Origin of the sequence: Affinirhizobium lemnae, assembly GCF_022968395.1 — a bacterium.
GTDB lineage: Bacteria > Pseudomonadota > Alphaproteobacteria > Rhizobiales > Rhizobiaceae > Neorhizobium > Neorhizobium lemnae.
In genome coordinates this window covers 1-19044 of record NZ_JALJQZ010000059.1, presented here as the reverse complement: position 1 = coordinate 19044, position 19044 = coordinate 1, and the positions used below count along the sequence as shown (strand labels likewise).

At 54.7% G+C, this 19044-nt stretch carries 17 protein-coding genes and 2 pseudogenes; 7 read left to right on the top strand and 12 right to left on the bottom strand.

All coding sequences use genetic code 11. The annotated features are described in order from the left end of the window. Positions 1-343 (top strand): integrase core domain-containing protein (locus MUU53_RS20965; RefSeq protein ID WP_247262616.1); only part of this gene is annotated, 343 nt, incomplete at its 5' end. 350 nt (positions 344-693) lie between these two features. On the opposite strand, the gene cysN is transcribed toward MUU53_RS20965, so the two are convergent. From cysN to MUU53_RS23450, 7 genes are all read right to left on the bottom strand, one after another. Beyond that, on the bottom strand, positions 694-2595 hold the full coding sequence (gene cysN, locus MUU53_RS20960) for a sulfate adenylyltransferase subunit CysN (RefSeq protein WP_247262615.1): 1902 nt from the start codon (positions 2593-2595) through the stop codon (positions 694-696). Next, positions 2595-3494, bottom strand: coding sequence for a sulfate adenylyltransferase subunit CysD (gene cysD / locus MUU53_RS20955; protein WP_247262614.1), 900 nt, complete (start codon positions 3492-3494; stop codon positions 2595-2597). Before cysD ends, cysN begins: the two co-directional genes overlap by 1 nt. A 214-nt stretch (positions 3495-3708) precedes the next feature. Beyond that, complete coding sequence (locus MUU53_RS23455) at positions 3709-4455, bottom strand: PIG-L deacetylase family protein (RefSeq protein WP_377307155.1); 747 nt, start codon at positions 4453-4455, stop codon at positions 3709-3711. Next, entirely contained in the window at positions 4392-5558 is a 1167-nt protein-coding gene (locus MUU53_RS20950; protein ID WP_247262613.1) for a glycosyltransferase family protein, read from the bottom strand. The genes MUU53_RS23455 and MUU53_RS20950 overlap by 64 nt, the downstream gene beginning before the upstream one ends. Positions 5559-5577: 19 nt before the next feature. Continuing rightward, a complete protein-coding gene (locus tag MUU53_RS20945) occupies positions 5578-6642 on the bottom strand; it encodes a YncE family protein (RefSeq protein WP_247262612.1) in 1065 nt (354 codons plus the stop codon). 16 nt (positions 6643-6658) lie between these two features. Continuing rightward, positions 6659-7450: an MTAP family purine nucleoside phosphorylase gene (locus MUU53_RS20940; RefSeq protein WP_247262611.1), complete on the bottom strand. Its 792-nt coding sequence runs from the start codon at positions 7448-7450 to the stop codon at positions 6659-6661. Positions 7451-7466: 16 nt separating this feature from the next. Continuing rightward, a complete protein-coding gene (locus MUU53_RS23450; protein ID WP_377307154.1) occupies positions 7467-8660 on the bottom strand; it encodes a DegT/DnrJ/EryC1/StrS family aminotransferase in 1194 nt (397 codons plus the stop codon). A gap of 288 nt (positions 8661-8948) precedes the next feature. Between MUU53_RS23450 and MUU53_RS20935 the strand changes: the two genes are divergently transcribed. Then, positions 8949-10055 (top strand): hypothetical protein, encoded by a 1107-nt coding sequence (locus MUU53_RS20935; protein WP_247262610.1) that lies wholly within the window; start codon positions 8949-8951, stop codon positions 10053-10055. A 14-nt stretch (positions 10056-10069) separates the two neighbouring features. Further along, the gene (locus tag MUU53_RS20930; protein ID WP_247262617.1) at positions 10070-10906 is read left to right on the top strand and encodes a methyltransferase domain-containing protein; all 837 of its coding nucleotides are present in this window, start codon (positions 10070-10072) and stop codon (positions 10904-10906) included. Between the two features lie 44 nt (positions 10907-10950). On the opposite strand, the gene MUU53_RS20925 is transcribed toward MUU53_RS20930, so the two are convergent. Beyond that, positions 10951-11283, bottom strand: a complete 333-nt coding sequence (locus MUU53_RS20925; RefSeq protein WP_247262609.1) for a hypothetical protein — start codon at positions 11281-11283, stop codon at positions 10951-10953. A 379-nt stretch (positions 11284-11662) separates the two neighbouring features. Here MUU53_RS20925 and MUU53_RS20920 point away from each other — a divergent pair, with 379 nt between their 5' ends. Then, positions 11663-12175, top strand: a complete 513-nt coding sequence (locus MUU53_RS20920; protein ID WP_247262608.1) for a GrpB family protein — start codon at positions 11663-11665, stop codon at positions 12173-12175. Between the two features lie 10 nt (positions 12176-12185). Here the strand turns inward: MUU53_RS20920 and tnpC (MUU53_RS20915) are convergent. Beyond that, a pseudogene (gene tnpC / locus MUU53_RS20915) lies at positions 12186-12761 on the bottom strand (IS66 family transposase); the annotation flags it as partial. Positions 12762-13463: 702 nt separating this feature from the next. On the opposite strand from tnpC (MUU53_RS20915), the gene ltrA reads away from it, so the two are divergent. Further along, positions 13464-14705 carry a group II intron reverse transcriptase/maturase gene (ltrA, locus tag MUU53_RS20910; protein ID WP_247262607.1) on the top strand — a complete coding sequence of 414 codons (1242 nt, stop codon included), beginning with the start codon at positions 13464-13466 and terminating at the stop codon, positions 14703-14705. 89 nt (positions 14706-14794) lie between these two features. On the opposite strand, the pseudogene tnpC (MUU53_RS20905) reads toward ltrA, so the two are convergent. The 3 genes and pseudogenes from tnpC (MUU53_RS20905) to tnpA all read right to left on the bottom strand — a co-directional run. After that, positions 14795-15826, bottom strand: a pseudogene (tnpC, locus tag MUU53_RS20905) (IS66 family transposase); the annotation flags it as partial. Positions 15827-15895: 69 nt separating this feature from the next. Then, entirely contained in the window at positions 15896-16249 is a 354-nt protein-coding gene (gene tnpB / locus MUU53_RS20900; RefSeq protein WP_247262606.1) for an IS66 family insertion sequence element accessory protein TnpB, read from the bottom strand. Then, positions 16246-16632, bottom strand: a complete 387-nt coding sequence (gene tnpA / locus MUU53_RS20895; protein WP_247262605.1) for an IS66-like element accessory protein TnpA — start codon at positions 16630-16632, stop codon at positions 16246-16248. Before tnpA ends, tnpB begins: the two co-directional genes overlap by 4 nt. Before the next feature lie 161 nt (positions 16633-16793). Here tnpA and MUU53_RS20890 point away from each other — a divergent pair, with 161 nt between their 5' ends. After that, positions 16794-18380, top strand: a complete 1587-nt coding sequence (locus MUU53_RS20890; RefSeq protein WP_247262604.1) for a Mu transposase C-terminal domain-containing protein — start codon at positions 16794-16796, stop codon at positions 18378-18380. A 2-nt stretch (positions 18381-18382) separates the two neighbouring features. Next, the coding region (locus MUU53_RS20885; protein WP_247262603.1) for a TniB family NTP-binding protein at positions 18383-19044 on the top strand (662 nt) is incomplete at its 3' end.

Below are 19044 nucleotides of genomic sequence, written 5' to 3'. Positions count from 1 at the left end.
CACGGCTACGCGCGCCGCCGGCTGTGTCAGAGCGAGATTCCCGATGTGCTACGGCACGGAGATGACCAGCATGGCCATCCTCAAATGGTGTCAGGAGACCAAGGTCGAATGGCACTACATCGCCCCAGGCAAGCCGATGCAGAACGGCTTCGTTGAAAGCTTCAATGGCAGCTTCCGTGACGAATGCCTCAACGAGACGCTGTTCTCGTCGCTCAACCAAGCCCGCGCTGCCATCACCGCATGGAAGGAGGATTACAACAGAAACAGACCGCACTCGTCGCTGGGCAACATCACACCCAGAGAGTTCGCAATGAAAATGGCTATGGAAAAACAGGCCGCATAAGGCCAGATTAAAAACCCAAGACTCTCCCGAAAAATGGAGGGAAGTCGGGTCTCAGGTCAGAAGGCACGAAGATGGACATACGGTCTACGATTTTCGTAAGCGGCAAGCTGAGGCCGTTCAGCGCGCGTGACCCCAGGGCATGAGTGCCTCCACTCAGGGCTCGCCTCTTGTCATGACCATACCGTGCTGCACTGCGGATCGGCTGTGTAATCAAATGGAACAATCTGCACGGAGCTGGTTTCTGCTTCAGCCCTCGCACGCTCTCGCGACTAAAGTTGGTACTGGCAAGCGCCGCGGTATGCCAAATGAAATACGGCGCGTGCCTCAAAAACAGGTCCCTTATGGCCACCTCAGTGGCACCGTTCAAGGATGAGTTCAACAACGACGTTTGCCAATTGCTCAGCACTATGCGTCGTCGTGTCCAGGGACAGTTCAGGGCTTTCTGGTACTTCATAAGGGCTATCGATACCAGTAAAATTCTTTATCTCACCCCGCCGCGCTCTGGCGTACAGCCCCTTCGTGTCTCGTGCCTCGGCCACTGAAAGTGGGGTCGCGACGTAGATCTCCGCGAATTCGTCCTCAGCGAGCAACTCCCGTGCCAACTGGCGCTCGGAGCGGAAGGGCGAGATAAACGAAACAAGCGCTATGATGCCAGCATCTACCAACAATCTTGACACTTCGGCGACCCGACGAATATTCTCTATCCGATCCGAATCTGTGAAGCCAAGGTCACTGCTTAGCCCCTGCCTAATATTGTCGCCGTCGAGCAGATAGGTGTGTTTCCCAAGAGCAACTAACTTCTTTTCGACGGCATTCGCAATTGTCGACTTGCCCGCACCAGAAAGTCCGGTGAACCAAACGACCATGGGTTTTTGACCCTTGATAGTGGCACGCGTCTCCTTAGAAACAGTAAGGGCTTGCGGATGTACGTGATTGTGGTGCCAAAGGCCATGTTCTATTATGCCTGCCCCAAGTGTGAGGTTCGCGACCGGGTCAATTACGATGAATCCACCCATAGCGCGATTTATGTTGTATGACTCACACGCGAGAGGTTCGCGAACCTTGAGGTGTACCACCGCCATCTCGTTCAGTTGAAGCGAGCTTGCGGCAAGTTCTGTGAACGTATTGACGTCTATTTTGCAGCAGATGTCAGTCACACTGCACGCTGCGGTGCGAGTACCGAGCTTGATCAGCAGCCGACGACCAGGAACCAGTGGTTCCTCATTCATCCAAATCAGCCGTGCCTGGAATCGGTCGGTAACCTCAACGCGCTCAGCTGATGGGCAAAGCACATCGCCACGCGAAACGTCGATCTCATCTTCGAGAGTCAAAGTGACGGCTTGACCGGCAACGGCAACCGAAAGATCCCCATCATAAGTCACAATAGACTTTACTTTGGTGCCCCTACCAGAACCCGCGACGACGAGCTTTTCACCCACCCTTACAGTGCCTGATGCGACAGTTCCGGAAAAGCCGCGAAAGTCCGAGTTGGGCCGGTTCACCCACTGCACCTGGAAGCGGAATGGCTTCGATTCCAGTTCGGAAGAAACGTCTATCGTTTCCAGGTGCTCGATCAGCGTCGGTCCCTGGTACCAAGGCATAATAGGGCTAGGAATGAATATGTTGTCACCAGATCGCGCGCACATCGGAATGGCCTGCAATGAGCTAAAATCAAATCTCGACGCGAAGGAGAGGAAATCCGAGACAATGCAATTGAAAATCCTGTGATCCCACTCCACAAGATCCATTTTGTTGACCGCTATGATCAAGTGGCGAATACCGAGAAGTGATGCCACGAAAGTATGTCGGCGTGTCTGAGGAAGAATGCCTTTGCGCGCATCGATCAGGATAATGGCAAGATCAGAATTTGATGCGCCGCTTGCCATGTTGCGCATATATTGCTCGTGGCCAGGCGTGTCGGCGACAATAAATCTGCGTTTAGCTGTTGTAAATGAGCGATACGCGACATCGATTGTGATCCCCTGTTCGCGCTCGGCTTGGAGACCGTCGATAAGAAGGGCAAAGTCAATGGTATCGCCAGCCACCCCAAGACGCCTCATATCCTCCACTGCGTTGGCAAGGTGTTCCTCGTAAATCAGGTTGGCGTCGTAGAGCAGCCGGCCGATTAGCGTCGATTTCCCGTCATCGACGCTGCCGCAGGTCATAAATCGGAGGAGGCCCTTGTCATCCTGACTGCCCAGATGGTCAATGAGTAGTTGGTTACTAAGGGGTGGTTCTGCGGTCGAAATCATCAAAAGTAACCTTGGCGCTTTTTCTCTTCCAACGAGCCTTTGTCGTCGTGGTCTATCAGCCGTCCTGAGCGTTCGGAAGCGCGCGTTACCAACGTCTCGTAGATTATGTCCTCCACCGTTGCAGCTCGGGATTCGATGGCCGCAGTCAATGGATAACAGCCGAGGGTGCGGAACCGTACCCATTTCATCTGCGGTTGTTCGCCTGGCAGCAAGGGCAAACGATCGTCATCGACCATGATCCATTTGCCGCTTCTATTGACGACTGGCCGCTCTGCGCCGAAATATAGCGGAACCACGGGAATATTTTCCAGTAAGATATAATGCCATACATCCAGTTCTGTCCAGTTAGATAGCGGGAACACGCGAATTGACTCACCAGGGCCCACCCTGGCATTGTAGAGGTTCCAAAGTTCCGGCCGCTGGTTTTTTGGCTCCCAACAGTGAGCAGCAGTGCGGAAGGAAAAGACTCTCTCTTTTGCCCGACTTTTTTCCTCATCGCGACGAGCGCCACCGATGGCGGCATCGAACCGCTCCATCTCCAGTGCCTGTAGCAGCGCATCAGTTTTCATGATGTTCGTGTAGGCGCTCGGTCCATAATCGAATGGGTTTACGTTGCGGCGAACTCCTTCAGGGTTGGTATGCTTGATTAAGATGAGACCAAGTTGTCCCACGGTGCGATCCCGGAACTCTATCAGTTCTTTGAACTTCCAGGTTGTGTCTATATGCATGAGCGGGAAAGGCGGTTTCGATGGGTAAAATGCTTTTATCGCAAGATGTAATAAAACCGAGGAATCCTTGCCTACGGAATAAAGAAACACCGGCTTCCTGGCCTCGGCTGCTACTTCCCGCATGATGAAGATGGACTCCGATTCCAATCGACGAAGGTGCGTGATTTTCATTACGTGTTCGCCCTGCATTGATGCACCTAAAAGTCCAACTGCTGCTCGAGTCGCTCTGCCGCCATAGGATCTTCTCCGCGGGGAAAAGGATCTCCGGAATTGTAATCGCTTTTCGACTGCCGCAAACCGGGGCTATACCGCCTAGCACATCTCGAAATCCCCCTGCACCCTACAGGACCGGGTCACTCGTTGTAGAAGTTGGGAAACTAAGATCCTAACGCGCAAAAAGAGCCTCAAGCGCTTCAGCTTTTCGTCCTGCCAGAAATAATACCTCGAACGCCTCGGCCGCCTGACTAGCCATAGTGATTCCTCTATGCCTTGCTGCAGCAACCAATGCATCACTCGATCTCGGATGAGGGAAACTCCCAATCTCGGACTCGTACCGTTGCATTGCCTTCAGTTTCAGAGGGAGGGACTCTTGAATGTCAACAAACATAGTTGGACGAAAGCTTCTGCCTATCAAAGTCCCGAGTTCCGTTGTCGAGTTTATCTCAAAACTCGCGATCAAGCTTAAGCAACTAAATTTGTAGGGTCGGAAAGCGGTAGCTACGACTTCGCACACGATGCGATGATCAAGATTGAGATCGGACGAGGAATGTGTTAGCACAGCGATGGGCTCGAACTTCGCTGCCCAGCATTCTACCGCCTGGACCAAATCAAGAAAGGGGTAGTGGTCTAAACGCTGGTCTTCATATTCTAGGGTAGCAGTTGATCGCACCCCCAAAAGCGAGCTTGCATCGTTGAAGGCAGCCAGGCGATCTTTTCCCGCAAGCGGTTCACAGTTCCGCGCTCCGGTCCCGTTTGTGAGCGAAAGACAATGAACCGGGCAATTCTGCACGGATAGCCGTGCGATTGTTCCACCCGCTCCTAGGGTCTCGTCGTCCGGATGAGCGACAATCACAAGAACCGCCCGCTCCTTAGCGGGTTCTGGGCGTGTTGACTGCGGTAAAGAATGTCCCATTGCGCCTCCCATCTTTCAGCGTCGAAATGCAGTTCTGCAAAATCTCGAATGAGCGACCGAGACAAAGTTTTTGCTGAGAAGGCCTCAGCTAACGCAACCTCTGACAAGTCTTTCACGATTGTAGCCATACCCATAGACGTTTCCCAAGAGGACTGATATGGACCAAGAATACAGGGTATGCCTCTTTTTAATGCTTCCATTGCGACAGTGGAATAGACTTCGTTAGTTGAATTTAACAGTATTACACGCCGGGCAGACGCAAAAACAGCTTCTAAGGCTTTCTGATCGAATATCTCACCGATATAAATTACTTCTTTTCTTTTCGCGCAACGCCTGACCACCTCCTGGAGAAATTCTAGTGTAGCTGTACGAGTATCGACGTGGTCGTCAACACATTGAATGAACTCGCCATAATAAGATGTAGAAACCTGATCGTAAAGGAGCGGTGGCCCGGCAAACAACATTGGGAGGTGGTGTTTTTTCGCGAAACGTGCCAGTTCGACTTGGCATTTGTCTGGGCGAATGCCTGCAATGCAGACGTCGATGTCGCCGTCCCGGTCTGAATAATCTGGGCACTTGCCGACCGCTGGATGAACCACGAAATCCGCTGGAAGCACCGCTTCAAGCGCCGAGCGTTGTGCAAAGCTGGATGCAACAACTAAAGGCTTCTTCTCTCTCGGAAATCGAGAAAGGGAAATGGAGCACCTCTGCAGCAATGAGCGGTATGCGTAGTGGCTGGGCTGAGCATAGCAGCTAAGGAAGACTCTGGAGCTAACATCCACTTCGCGTGCGAAGGTTGTAAAATTTCCCATGTGATCATGAACTATATCGTATGATTTAGCTATCTCCGTGATCTCCGCCACAACAGCGTCCACCTTAGTCATGTAATAAGCGGGATCATTAAAAGCTATCTTATATAAATCCTCCGGAAATATCGGCAGCGCTAACGGATCCGTGGCTTGGCTGGTTGTGACAATATGAACTTCGTTTCCCTTTTCTCTTTGAAGGCGAGCTAGAGCTAAGACGTGCTTTTCCACGCCGCCGTATCCACTGTTGTCGCCAATCGCTTTGTAATCGGTCGATACATGCAAGATTCGCAACAATGTACCCCATCCCTTTTAGTTAGGAACGCCCGAGCAAGATGGCATCTTGAAAGCAATAATCCTCAGGCGTTTCGAAAAACTGTATGGTCCTAGTTTTAAGATCTGCGGCGTAGATGCCCCGGTTAGCATCAAAAAATACAGCTTTGGTCTCATCCAGAAAAAGAACGTGTTGCAGCCACTCAGCAGTGCCCGAATCTGCGTGTCTGCGCCCCAAGTTCTTGGCGGTGATACCGCCGCGCTCCTCGAAATTATTCGTAAATTCCGTCCACTTTCCTTCCGTCGTCTCAACCAAGGCCCATCCGTCACTTAGTTTCCTGAGCCCGTGGGCCATTGGAGATCGTTTCAAGATGAGCCGATGCGACATGTCCTCTAAGTTGATGCTGTAGAGCGCTCCGCTGAAGGCAATGTGTACTAAGATTGCATATGGGCCATTGTAGCAGGCGAAGTTGGGATGCGCTGATCTATAAGTCTGTGCTATACCATACGCATTGCTGCCAGGAGTGACTAGAACGCTGGTCTTGCCCTCTGACCGCCATTTTTCGTGCTGGTGATTGTCGAAGGTAAGCCAGTTTCCATCCAAGTCCGGGTTAAATCCTCTTTCCCAGGCGTACCAAATCTTGAGCGCATCCCCGCTGTGTACGTCTATCTCGAGGACAGTATCATAACCGGTCGAACAGACGAGAAAACGCTGCCCATCTGCGGAGCGCTCAATTGAATGGAGAAAGCTAAAAAGCTTATTTTCTATCGATCCGCAGAACTCGAGATTGTCGTCTAAACGAACAATGTTAGACGCCGTGGTGACGAACACATTTGCATCAGGACCAATCGAAATGTGGCGAGGTTCGTCGGCTTCATATATGGTGGCAAACACTAGGCTACCCGCTGCGAGCCTACCAACACCAATAAAACCTTTGCTTACGGCACGCTGCGAAACTCGCGCAACGGCACCTCGTTCGAGGTTTTGCACCATCCGGCGGCGACGCGCCAACTGGTCTTTGCTCTTGACCGTGAAGACGAAATGATAATCGTCTACCGGGACAATTCCTTCTTTGAAGGTCGAGACATCTATAATTTCGCTCATCATTGTACCGGTCTCCCGATTAGAGAGAAAAGATAGCTTCTGTAGGTGCGCGAGAGCAGGTACACGGAGCGAAATCTAGGTCGCTAAAGCTTGAAATCAAGTGCTCTAGCAGTTCAAGAAAGCTCGTCTCGCTTCTTTTAACAGCCGTCACCATGTCCTTGACAGTCACATCATTGGCTGCAAGGTCAGCTTTGTCTGTCACCATAGATATTGAGACGTAACATAAGCCGAGTTCCCGGGCGAGAAAGGCCTCTGGCGCGAGCGACATGTTTACAACGTCGCCCCCAATCTGACGGAACCAATTCAATTCGGCTCGCGTTGAAAGCCTTGGACCATCAATACACACGAGCGTTATCTGACGTTCCTTGAGTGGCCGAACTGAAGCAGCAGCGCCCTTCATTCGGCATCTTTTCGCGTGGCATATCGGCTCGTACACATTTATGTGACGAACGTCTCCGGGGGTATCGTAGAAGGTGTCAATTCGCTTCTTTGTAAGATCGATGACTTGATCAATGAATAATGTATCGCCGACGTCAAGATCGTCGCAGTAGGAACCGCAAATGGAAATCCCAATGACACAATCCGGCCTCAGGGTTGCCGCTGCAGCAATGATGCGGCGATAATCCACCGAGTGCGCCGCGAAGTGGTGACCTGGATCATGGCGGTGTACTGAAAACACTTCGACACTGTCGACTACGGCCTTTGTGAATCGGCATTTACCGTATTTCGTGTCTACTATCTGTTCCTGCGCAGGGAAACCAAGCTTCAGAAGAACGTCGCCTCCACCGATAAATACCAGTCTACCAGCCATTTTCTCCTCCTTTTGATTAGTAGGCGAGCAATATTTCATTGACAGCAGATATGACCTGATCTTGTTCAAACGTCTGTAGCGACGGATAGAGAGGAAGCGAGAGTATTCGACTGCTTAGATTGTCACTATTGATGAGTTCATCACAGAAAACCCGCCCGTTTTGGATCAGCTGTTGATAAACCTTGTGACGGTGGAGCGGCCGCCAATGTACGGAGGCCTCGATCCCCCGTTCTAGTAGGCTTCCGATTAGGGAGTCACGACTTATCGTGGGATGATCGAGTGCCACGGCGTAAAGATGGTTGGAGCTGCGACTGGTCGAGAGTTTACCGGTAACGATTCTTAAGTAGCGATGATCTAGAAAAGCAGCATCATATCGCATGCTAGCGGAAGATCTAGCGTAGTGTAGAGCGGAGCTCTTTAGAAGCTGAGCTATGCCCATAGCAGCGGCCGTATCCGGCATGTTGAAGTTGAAGCCCTCGCTGGTGATCTCATAGTCCCAATTGAAACGGTTTGCGCTGCGACTAATCCCATGATTCACTAGAGCACGACATGCTGCTATGATGTCAGCGTCATTCCCTGTAATCATGCCACCTAATCCGGTGGTGATGCACTTATTCGGGTAGAAAGAGAAACAACAAAGACCTGGCAATTTGCCCACTGGCAACCATGCTTCGTCAACAGGCGTTTTTGATAGAAAGGAGGAGTCGAGGCAATGGGCGCAATCATTTATTAGTACTATCCCAAGCTCTCGGCAGAGTTCATTTATCGCGCCTATATCTCCTGCTATTTCTCCCCCGTAATGAGTGATTACGACAGCGCTGACATCTTTCCCAGTCTCCGCTCTATGCGATTCTATGGCAGATCTTATCGTGGCTGCCGTTGCCATTGTGCAATTCGCCCCGACATCCGAAAAAACTACTTTTGCTCCGTTTTGAAGAACAGCTTCCGCTGTTGCGGTAAAAGTTAAGCTTGGCACTATTACCGCATCACCGGGCCCGATTCCCATACTACGCAAAGCACAAAACAGCGCGGCCGTGCACGACGAGGTTGCTACAGCAAATGTTGCTCCAGTTTTCTCTGCAAACCGTTGTTCGAATTCCCTCACTCGGGGTCCACTAGCCAACCAACCTGATCGCATAACCGATGCGATGGCTTCTATGTCCGACTCATCGATGCTCGGTGCATAGAATGGAATCACAACAGCCTCCATCGCAGGAACGACTTCTTATCGAGACGGCACTCAGCTAAAGCATCACTTGCTAATGGCGGCTCTTCGCAAATTTGGCGGGAGCCGTGTGCTACACAATTGACACGATCTTCTGTCGGATGCAATTATAAAACGCATGGGAGAAATATGCATTATTCTTAGTTGACAGATCGGTGGGGCGCACTACCCTTCGCTCTCATGATCGCGATGTTAAGTCCCTTTGGTTTTAGCCTGCCATAGAAATCAGCAGCTCACCGAAGGTCACAGTCTCTTGCAACGCCTGGAGGTCGCATGTCGGATCCTGAATGCTTAGTCAGCAGCTATACTGAGTGGCAACCGCTAGAAGAAGTTATTATTGGGCATGTGTTTCAAATCCGGACGCCCGTTTTCGACCGGTCGTTCCAGTTATTTTTTAGCGACAATTTCCACGATGGCTACTTTTTTTCAGACCCGGAATTTGATCTCCCAAACCGTTTCGTAGAAGAAGGGCAAGAAGATCTCGAGGAATTTTCACAAATACTCTCAGACTTCGGGATAAAAGTTCGACGCCCTACCAATATTTTTGACGGGCCTACGCTTTTCAGCACCCCATATGGGTGGAAGGGCTACGCTAGCCCTGCGTTGAATGTGCGCGACCAGTGCTTAATATATGGCAATACTATTCTTGAAACTCCGCCTCTTGTTCGAACTCGGTTTTATGAGAACGATCAGCTGAAGCCATTATTCTATGAATACCTCAAGTCTGGCGCTAATTGGATCTCAGCGCCTCGCCCCATAATGACCGACAACTCATTTGATGATTCTTATGTGAGGCGCACCAGCCCGAAGAACGCTGGTGAGGCGGTCTCCACCGTGCACGACATTGGCGTGGAGATGATGATAGATGGCGCTCAGTGCATGAGGCTTGGAAAAGACATAATCATTAATGTTGCAAACAAGAACCACGAACTTGGGTTCAAATGGCTTAAGCGAAATTTGCCGGATGTCCGATTTCACAAAATCTGCATTGCTGACTCTCACATTGACGGGCGGCTCGTGCCATTGGCACCTGGGAAGCTGTTAGTGGACGGCAGAAGGATCCCAAGCAACGATATGCTTCCGCCATTACTTCAGACCTGGGATGTAATCCGTGTGACAGAGCAGGAACTGAGCAAAGAAGCGTATCAATACGAGGATATCTCCCTCGCAAGTATTGCGATAGATATAAACGTTCTTTCTCTTGATGAAAAGCATGTCGTAGTAAACAAGGCGGCGACTCGTATGATCAAGCTCCTTGAGAAGAACGGGATGATTCCTGTTCCGGTGCGCTTCCGGCACGGTCGCGTTCTTGGCGGCGCCTTTCATTGCGTTACGCTTGATGTTCGGCGAAGGGGTGATTGCGAAGATTACTTCACTTAAAGAGCTGGACCGTGATGCAAAACCGCGAGCTATTGTTTCCGATACACGAACACGCGATTATGCTGGCAGACTCGGTACGAGTCCAAACGATAAAGCGTGCGATCTCGTGTTATGCTTCTTCTGAGTCAACATTTATTGAACTGGGCTGCGGCACGGGAATATTTACTCTTTTTGCTGCAGGCCTGTTTTCGCGGGCAGTAGGAGTAGAAAGGGATCCACGCACATTGAAGTTTGGTCAAGCTGTTGCTGAAATAAAATCCGGGGCTGCTGACGTGGAGTTCGTTCTGGGCGACGTTTTCGATTATATAGACTGTTATGACGGTCCGAAATTCGACGTTGTATTCTCAGAGTTGCTGTCTCCTTGGCTATTGAGAGAGCCGCTGATTTCAGTCATGTCTGGGGCCAACAGGAAGCTCTTGAAATCCGGTGGAAAACTGCTGCCGTCCCTAGTTCGCTTGGTCGCGCAAATAGGGACCTTTGATTTCCAGTTCTCTGGCATTGAGCTTCTTTCCTATCATTACGATTTCTTAAACGCTCATCGGTTCCAAGCGCTCTCGCTGCCCCGCGTGATTGCCGAGATTACGGTTGGCAATGCAATCGCTGGGAGGATGGAAGGTGCTGCTGAATTCGATGTTCTCGCGGTAGGCGAAGCCAATGCTGTAAAGATCACTACTATGGCGGAGCTTGCGCCGGGCGTAGTTCTATGGGGCACCCCGTCAATAATGCCTGATGTAATAGTGCCGCTCGAGCTGCGACAAACGTTGGACAACAACCCCGTGATACTGGATTGGAAACTAGAAACAGAGTCTAGCCTTGAAAACGTTCATTTTAAGCTAAGACGTTCAAAATAGGCGTAATTGGGCAAGACCGGAGGTCGCCGTTGCGCTTTTCCTAATCAATGCAACGCATGAAAAGCCCGGTCCTCTGAGTTCTCATCGCACTCGCCAAGAGCAAGCGTCACAGTGTCTTCGCCTTGTTCGGTCCTCAATGGGTTTCGCGCATAGCCTTTACAATATGCTGCGATGGCTTCCTCCCCGGTTGGAGCCTCAATCTTGGGAGTAGGAGGACGCGGGAGAAGGGACGGGTTTACGGCAATGAGGGCAGCAATTTCCGCATCAGTGGGCGCGCGAACGACTGGTGTAGGCTTCGGAATCAGGAAGTAAGTTCCACCCGCGCCTGCCAGGATACCAACACCCGCCACAGCGACGATTAAATGATTGGCGTTCATCAGCTGCAACTCACGGATTGAGATTAAACCATACCCGCTTTTTGACGCCCTTTTCGTCAGGGATATCGAAATAGTACCGGTCTGCGCGGCGAGGGCGGGGTTGTGAAACAACAACCTCGCAGGAGTTACCTCCGGACCAGCCGTTCTCGTTGTCGCTTTTGCTTTCGCGTTTCAAATGGGAAATTGTCATACAGGCGTTAGGGTTAGGCTTTAAACCGGCGTCGATTTTCCGCTGACGATTTCAATGAAGCGTAAGCGGTGTCCCACCCCACAGTGGGGTTAGACGCTGGTCTTCTAGGACGGCAATTTTCCGCCAAGAGGAGACATGAATTAGGGGAATCGGTTAACGTCATTTATCTCCGATAATGACGGTACGCCTATGCCGACCTTAGTCGAACTCTCCGCTTTTGATCCAAACTGGACGAGTGATTTCTTCGCTGCTGAAGTCCTTTTGAGGACGAGACTGGCAAAATATGTCGTATCTATCGACCACATCGGTAGCACTGCCGTGCCAGGTCTGACCGCGAAGCCAATCATCGACATCGATATCACTGTATCGAGTTTGGACGACGTTCCCGGCGCTACCCTAGAGCTGATAAAAATTGGCTTTGAACCTCGTGGAAATCGATACGATGACGATGTTTGGGCCTTCCTTTGGAAGCGGCGTACGCCCCAGATCAGGGTTTATCTCTGTCCCCCATCAAACCGGACTCATGAGCGTAGAATGCTGTTTTGGGACTATCTTCGGCAGCATGACGAGGCGGCTGCCGCATATGCTGTTTTGAAACGGCGGCTTGCAGATCAATTTCCATACGACGGTGATAGGTACACGTCGGAAAAGAGCGCCTTCATCTCGGAGATTGTAGGACGAGCCATGAAGAGTGGGGCATGACCGGTTCGGCTTACGTAACGCCTTTGGATGAGTATTCCGCAACCGGATAATTCCAAGGCAACAGCTCATCGATCCTGTTTTGCTTGTGGCCGTTGACGATGGCGGTGAGCGTCGTGGTCAGATACACCTGCGGATCGACGGCATTGAGTTTGCACGTCTCGACCAGCGAAGCGATGGTTGCCCAGTTCTCGGCTCCGGCATCATGACCTGCAAATAATGCGTTCTTGCGATTGAGGGCTATCGGCCTGATTGTCCGTTCAACGCTGTTGTTGTCGATCTCGATGCGGCCGTCGGTCAGAAACAGCTTCAGACCATCCCAGTATTTGGTGATATAGGCCAATGCCTCGCCGAGTGGAGACTTCGTTGCGACGCGGGCGCGATGATGAATGAGCCAAGCCTGCATGTCGGCTACGAGTGGCGCTAACCGCATCTGCCGTCCAACGAGGCGGGCCTGCGGATCAAAACCACGCAGTTCGGCCTCGATCCGATACAGCTCGCCAATCTGCTTTACGCCGGCCTCGGCAATCGGTGCTGAGCCGATGCGAGTGATCTCCACCAATTTGCGACGGGCATGGGCCCAGCTTGCGTCAGGCAAGCCCCGGAACGGGGGATGAATACGAAAGGAGGTGAGGACCGAACAGAAACCGTTCGCAGCGATCCAGCGGGTTCAACGCCCGCTCGGCAAAGGCGCAGCCCGCCAGCCGGAAGCGAGTCTGGCATGGATGGCGGCAACGTCATTCGTGAAGCGTAGACAGCGGGTGATGAAGCGGTGGGGTAAGCCCCGATATCATGATCTTGATGACGCCTTCGGAGTGTTGGGACCGGGGGCAGCATCCGACTTGCCGGTATTGGCGAGGCAGGCGGGGTCGTCCGGGGTCTTGGGCCATCGCAAAGTCACGGGATGGATCGCCGGGGAACCTGAGAGATCCCACTCACGCCCACGGAGGCGATGCCGGAAACGGGGGCGCCGGCTGACGTAAAAGACTCCAGGCCCTGCGGCAGCCCTGCATGTCGGAGGGAGCGCCTCGGCGGACACGAATATGCAGGGCCGCATGGGACCCGGAAAGCGAAGCAATAAGCTGATGGGTAAGCGTGAGCGGGAAGTCGTAGCACCCTCATAGTACCAATGAGCGCGGGGAACCGTGTCCGGCGGGACCCGAACGAGGAAAGGGGGGTGCCACGGAACCAGAACCACTGACAGGAAACATCGGAGGGGACCCTGAGCCCTACAAACGTGTACACGAAACGGCAGTGGATAGCCGAACAGGCGAGGGAGCACCCGGAGAGAGTGTTCACCTCCTTGCACCATCTGATAGATCTCGACTGGATGTTCGAGGCGTGGGCTCTGACGCGCAAGGATGGCGCGGCGGGCATCGACGGGCGCACGGCCGCCGACTATGAGAAGGATCTTGGGGCTAATCTTGAAAGCCTCCGGACCCGGATGATGTCGGGCAGCTACCGCGCGCCCCCGGTGCGACGCCACTACATCCCCAAGGCCGATGGGTCTCTGCGACCTCTGTGTATCCCAACCTTCGAGGATAAGGTGGCGCAACGGGCAATCGTGATGCTGCTGGAACCGATCTACGAGGAGGACTTTTTGGACTGCTCGTTCGGGTTCCGGCCGGAACGGTCGGCCCATGACGCGATCCGCACATTGCGTGATGGCATCATGGACACCGGCCAGCGCTGGGTGATTGATGCGGATATCTCCAAGTACTTCGACACCATCGATCACGGGCATCTGCGCAGCTTCCTCGACCTGAGGATCAGAGACGGCGTCATCAGACGTATGATTGACAAGTGGTTGAACGCAGGGGTGCTCGACCAGGGCACCCTGAGCCGATCGGTAGCTGGAACCCCACAAGGCGGTGTGATCAGTCCACTTCTCGCGAACATCTTCCTGCACCACGTGCTGGATAGGTGGTTCGTGGAGGTGGCGAAGCCCCGCCTAAAACGGAGGTGTCAGATGGTGCGGTACGCTGACGACTTCGTCATGAGCTTCGAGGATCACCTGGACGGCCGGCGGATGCTGGCCGTGCTGGGCAAGCGTTTTGAGCGGTATGGGCTCCGGCTCCATCCCGACAAGACGCGCTATGTGGACTTCCGTTTCCGGCGCCCGCATGGGCGGCACCCTGCAACAAGCGCCACCAGTTTCAACTTTCTCGGCTTCACCCATGTCTGGGGCAAGTCGCGGAAGGGGAAGCCGGTGGTGCGGCAGGTCACGGCCAAGGATCGGTTTGCGCGGGCTTTACGGGCAGCCAGGGAGTGGTGCATCAGACACCTACACCTGTCGCTCACGGTCCAGCATCGACATCTGGCCCGGATGATGCAAGGCCACTACGCCTATTACGGGATCACGGGCAACGGACGGCGTCTGAAGTGGTACCACCATCAGGTCGAACGAATCTGGAAAGGCGGGCTCTCGCGCCGCGGCCGATCTGGAAAGCCGAACTGGGACCGGATGGCGCAGGTTCTTGACCGATTTCCCCTGCCGCCGACCCGGATCATACATCAATGGAGCCCTATCTGAGCGAAACTGGACCGTGAGGAACCGGATGCGGGAAATCTGCACGTCCGGATCTGTGAGGGGCGGGGCTCGGTAACGACCCCGCCTACTCGGCAATAGGCAAGCTGAATGTCTGATCCGACACGGTCAGGAACGATCAGCCTGTTATATCCGGCATAGCCATCGACCTGCAGGATACCGGAGAAGCCCTGCAATATCCGTTCCGCATGAATGCCCCCGCGACCGGGAGCGTATGTGAAGGCGACACCTGGCGGAGCACCGCCGCCACATGGGCGATCATCACGCGCGAGTGCCCAGAAGTAGCCGGTCTTGGTTTTGCGGGAGCCCGGATCGAGAACTGGGGCACGGGTCTCATCCATGAATAGTTTGGTCGAGCGCTTTAGGTCGGCGATCAGTGCATCGAAGACGGGCCGCAGTTCATAGGCTGCCCGACCGACCCAATCGGCCAGCGTTGATCGGTCGAGATCAACGCCTTGGCGGCTTATGATCTGGGCCTGCCGATAGAGCGGAAGATGATCGGCGTACTTGGAAACCAGCACTTGGGCGACGGTCGCTTCCGTCGGCAGCCCTGCCTGGATCAGCCGTGCTGGTGCCGGAGCCTGAACAACACCGTCCGTGCAGGCACGGCAGGCATATTTGGGCCGCCGGGTGACGATGACGCGGAACTGCGCCGGGACCACGTCCAGCCGCTCGGAAACATCCTCGCCAATGCAATGCAGGCAACCGCCGCAGGCGCAGATTAGGCTGTCCGGTTCGATCACCTCTTCGACACGCGGAAGATGCTTTGGAAGGGAGCCGCGATTGATCGCGCGCGGCTTGGCAATCCTGTTTCCTGCAGGAGTGTCCGCCTCATCCTCGGCATGGATCACGGCCATGGCCGTCTCCACGTCTTCGAGCGCCAGGTCGAATTGGTCAGGATCGGCCTTCTCGGATTTACGTCCGAAGGCTGCCTGCTTGAATGCTGCGACCAGCTTCTCAAGCCGCTCGATCCGCTCATCCTTGCGGGTGATGTGCTCATCTTTGCTGGCTATCGCGACGTCCTTGGCCGCCTCGCTTAGCCGCGCCGCAATCAGCATCGCCTTCAGGGCAGCAACATCATCGGGAAGGTCGGCGGCATCAAGCATGGCCGGAAACTACCAAATCGAAAGCGGTTTTGCCTTCGGAATGTGCGGTGCTGAGTCATCGTGCCGCAGCTATTCGATGGTCTCCGGCGTTCTCGTCTGGACGGCATGAACCCGCCGCCAGTCGAGGCCCGCAAGCAATGCTTCGAACTGGGCGTGGGTTAGTGTCATCAAGCCATCCTTGATGCCAGGCCAAGTGAATGTGTGCTCTTCAAGCCGTTTGTAGGCGAGGACGATACCGGAACCATCCCAGTAGATCAGCTTCAACCGGTCCGCCTTACGAGACCGGAACACGAAAACCGTTCCAGTGAACGGATCCTTGTGGAGCTCGTTCTTCACCAGCGCCGCCAATCCGTCATGACCCTTGCGGAAGTCGACGGGTTTGGTCGCGACCATGATCCGCACCCGGTTTGACGGAAAGATCATGTCTCCGCCATCAGTGCCCGAGTGATGGCCGCGATCCGAGACGCGGACGCACCTTCCTCAAGGCGGATCGTGACGGGACCGAAGACGATCTCGGGGCGACTGAGCATTTTAGGCGGATGTTCCGAAACAGGCGGATCAACGATCACCGCCGCGAACTCTACCGCATCCTCCGGTGCGGGCAGGATCAGCTTGCCCTGCCGCGCCATCGTCCGCCAGGTGGAAACGCTATTGGCTCGCAATCCATAGCGCTGCGCAACTTCATTGACTGTCGTGCCAGGCCTCAAGCTTTCCGAAACGATCTTCGCCTTGACCTCATCAGGCCAATGTCGGTGAACCTCACGTCCAGGCTTCCTGGTTGTGAGAAACTCCAATGAGGTCTCCATGGAGAAACTCCCGTTCATGATCCATGGGACGTCGATCACAAATCAGGCGGCGAAGGACAATGTGGGAGTGGGACAGCGGTTACAATGAAGCACCCTTACCAAAGCGATTGCACGATCGAACGGCGCCCACTGCGCGCCCAATCTCAGACGAGCAGTGGTCGATGGTGCGTCGCGTCGCCCGCGAACTGGACAAGATCCTCGACGGAGGCGGTCCGAGACAGGCTGCCGTCGAACGCGCGGCGGCTGAGCTGCGGCTGACCACGCGGCAAATCTACAATCTCCTTTCACGTTATCGCGCCGATCGAACGGTGACGGCCCTGCTGCCTCGCACCGCGGCCAGTCGGCGCAAGCGGCTGTCGGAACCTGTAGAGGAGATCATTGCGACCACGCTTGGCGAGAAGTGGCTGACACTCGAGCCGACCGCGCTTGCTCCCGTGGTCGACGAGATCCGCGCGCGGTGCGAGGAAGCTGGTGTTGCCGTGCCGTCTTATGTGACGGTCGCCCGGCGCATCCCGGTGTTGTTTTCGCCTGAAGAGATCGCGAAGAAACGATCGGCCAATCCAAAGCACTTGCTGCGGCTGAAGCCGCGGCCCGGCTATATCCACGCGCCGCATCCGCTCGCCGTCTGCCAAATCGACCATACGCCGACCGATATCAATTTCGTGGAGGTGGTCGATGGCAGCGGCGTGTTCGTGGGCCGTCCGTATTTGACACTGATCACGGACGTGGCGACACGCTCCATCCTTGGCTTCTGCCTCACCCTGGAAAAGCCGTCTGTTCTGTCCGTCGCGCTTTGTCTCGCCCACGACATCTGCCCGAAAGACTTCTGGCTTGTCGCCCGCAACCTCAACCATGCCTGGCCGATGTTCGGTCGGCCGCGGCTGCTCGTCACGGACTCGGCGATGGAGTTCAAGGGACACGCCTTCCAGCGCGGCTGTGACGATTACGGGATCCGGATCGGTTATCGCGCTCGCGGCCGCGTCCATCAAGGCGGGGTGGTTGAACGGTTGCTGGGAAAGCTCAATGCAGTTCTCGCCGCCTATCCCGGTTCATCGGGGCGCTCGGTCGCCCACCGCGACGAATATCCGTCGGAGCGGCGCGCCTGCCTGAGTTTCGCAGATCTGGAGCGCTGCGTCGCGCTCGCGGTCATCGATCACAATCTGCAGGAAAATTCCAAGACCCTCAAGGTGCCGCTGACCGAATGGCAACGCAGCAGCGCGGAACTGCCGAACTTTGGTGACGATCCGCAGCGCGTGTTGCTGTCGTTTCTGCCGGGGACGGAAAGACGACTCTCTCCGCAAGGGATCAGCATGTTCGCCATGCACTATTATTCGCCATGGCTGGGCATCCTCGTTCCCGAGCGTGATCGTCTCGAAAAGCTCGAGGTGCGATACGATCCCCGCGACATCAGTCACGTCTACGTCCGCGACCCGGAAACCCGTTGGTTTCGCCCGGTACAACGACGCGACGGCCAGCTGATGCCCTTGACGCTGTGGGAACATGAGGCAGAGCGCGCCCGTCGACGTACAAACAATCAACGCTCGAACGTCGAGAAGGTGGCGTTCCGCCGTGAGATCGCAGCCATCGCGGAGACCGCAAAACCTTCCAAGCGCCAGCTGCGCAACAGCGTGTGCAATGCCCATGCCGCTGCGGCGGAAAAGCCTTATGCGGTCATGCAGCCGCCGGCGCCTCCTCCCGCAGAGCATCCCCTGCGCCAGAAGAGCCGGCTGCCGGTGGAGGATTGGTAGCCATGGCGGATCATTTGCTCGAGCATGTCCGTCCCTATCTTGACCGTGATCAGGAGGAAAGGATCGCCTATATCCGCGCGCCCCGGTGGATCGGGCATCATGTCGCCCAGGCCAGCCATCAGCGACTGACCGAGCTTTTGGAACGGCCTCCGTCCCTGCGACCCCAGGGGCTGATGTTGGTCGGGCCTTACGCAAATGGCAAGACAATGATCGCCGAGCGGTTTGCCGTCCAGCACCTGCGAAACGCACCCGAGCAAAGAGTATGGATGGTCCAAACGCGCGAAGGCGCCGGCCTCGGCCATTTCTATGCCAGCATTCTGCAGGCATTGCGCGCTCCTGGCGGTGACATATGGGATCTTCGCCGCAAGGCGGAGCAACTCGACCATTTGCTGTCCAGCCTCAAGCCGGGGGTGTTGATTTTCGACGAGTTTCACAATGCGTTGCGGGGCCGGGCGTGCGACGTCGAAGCCATCTTTGCTTTCCTGCGGCGTATCGGCCGCCAGTACGACATCTCGCCGGTGCTGATCGGCGAGGTGGCTGTCTGCGATTTCATCAACGCCACCAGCGAAGTGGCAAGCCGGTTCGACCTAGGCCATGTGGACGGATTTTATCAAGATGAACGCCGCTGCAATGGAAACGAGCGAGGAGAAGTTGCGTTTCGTTT

What these genes read in the sequence shown, in the direction of transcription:
- MUU53_RS20920 (WP_247262608.1), top strand. Translation starts at nt 11,663, where the DNA reads ATGCCGACCTTAGTCGAACTCTCCGCTTTTGATCCAAACTGGACGAGT.
- MUU53_RS20925 (WP_247262609.1), bottom strand. Translation starts at nt 11,283, where the DNA reads ATGAACGCCAATCATTTAATCGTCGCTGTGGCGGGTGTTGGTATCCTG.
- MUU53_RS20945 (WP_247262612.1), bottom strand. Translation starts at nt 6,642, where the DNA reads ATGATGAGCGAAATTATAGATGTCTCGACCTTCAAAGAAGGAATTGTC.
- MUU53_RS20940 (WP_247262611.1), bottom strand. Translation starts at nt 7,450, where the DNA reads ATGGCTGGTAGACTGGTATTTATCGGTGGAGGCGACGTTCTTCTGAAG.
- MUU53_RS20935 (WP_247262610.1), top strand. Translation starts at nt 8,949, where the DNA reads ATGTCGGATCCTGAATGCTTAGTCAGCAGCTATACTGAGTGGCAACCG.
- MUU53_RS20890 (WP_247262604.1), top strand. Translation starts at nt 16,794, where the DNA reads ATGGTGCGTCGCGTCGCCCGCGAACTGGACAAGATCCTCGACGGAGGC.
- MUU53_RS23450 (WP_377307154.1), bottom strand. Translation starts at nt 8,660, where the DNA reads ATGGAGGCTGTTGTGATTCCATTCTATGCACCGAGCATCGATGAGTCG.
- cysN (WP_247262615.1), bottom strand. Translation starts at nt 2,595, where the DNA reads ATGATTTCGACCGCAGAACCACCCCTTAGTAACCAACTACTCATTGAC.
- tnpB (WP_247262606.1), bottom strand. Translation starts at nt 16,249, where the DNA reads ATGATCTTTCCGTCAAACCGGGTGCGGATCATGGTCGCGACCAAACCC.
- MUU53_RS20930 (WP_247262617.1), top strand. Translation starts at nt 10,070, where the DNA reads ATGCAAAACCGCGAGCTATTGTTTCCGATACACGAACACGCGATTATG.
- tnpA (WP_247262605.1), bottom strand. Translation starts at nt 16,632, where the DNA reads ATGGAGACCTCATTGGAGTTTCTCACAACCAGGAAGCCTGGACGTGAG.
- MUU53_RS23455 (WP_377307155.1), bottom strand. Translation starts at nt 4,455, where the DNA reads ATGGGACATTCTTTACCGCAGTCAACACGCCCAGAACCCGCTAAGGAG.
- cysD (WP_247262614.1), bottom strand. Translation starts at nt 3,494, where the DNA reads ATGAAAATCACGCACCTTCGTCGATTGGAATCGGAGTCCATCTTCATC.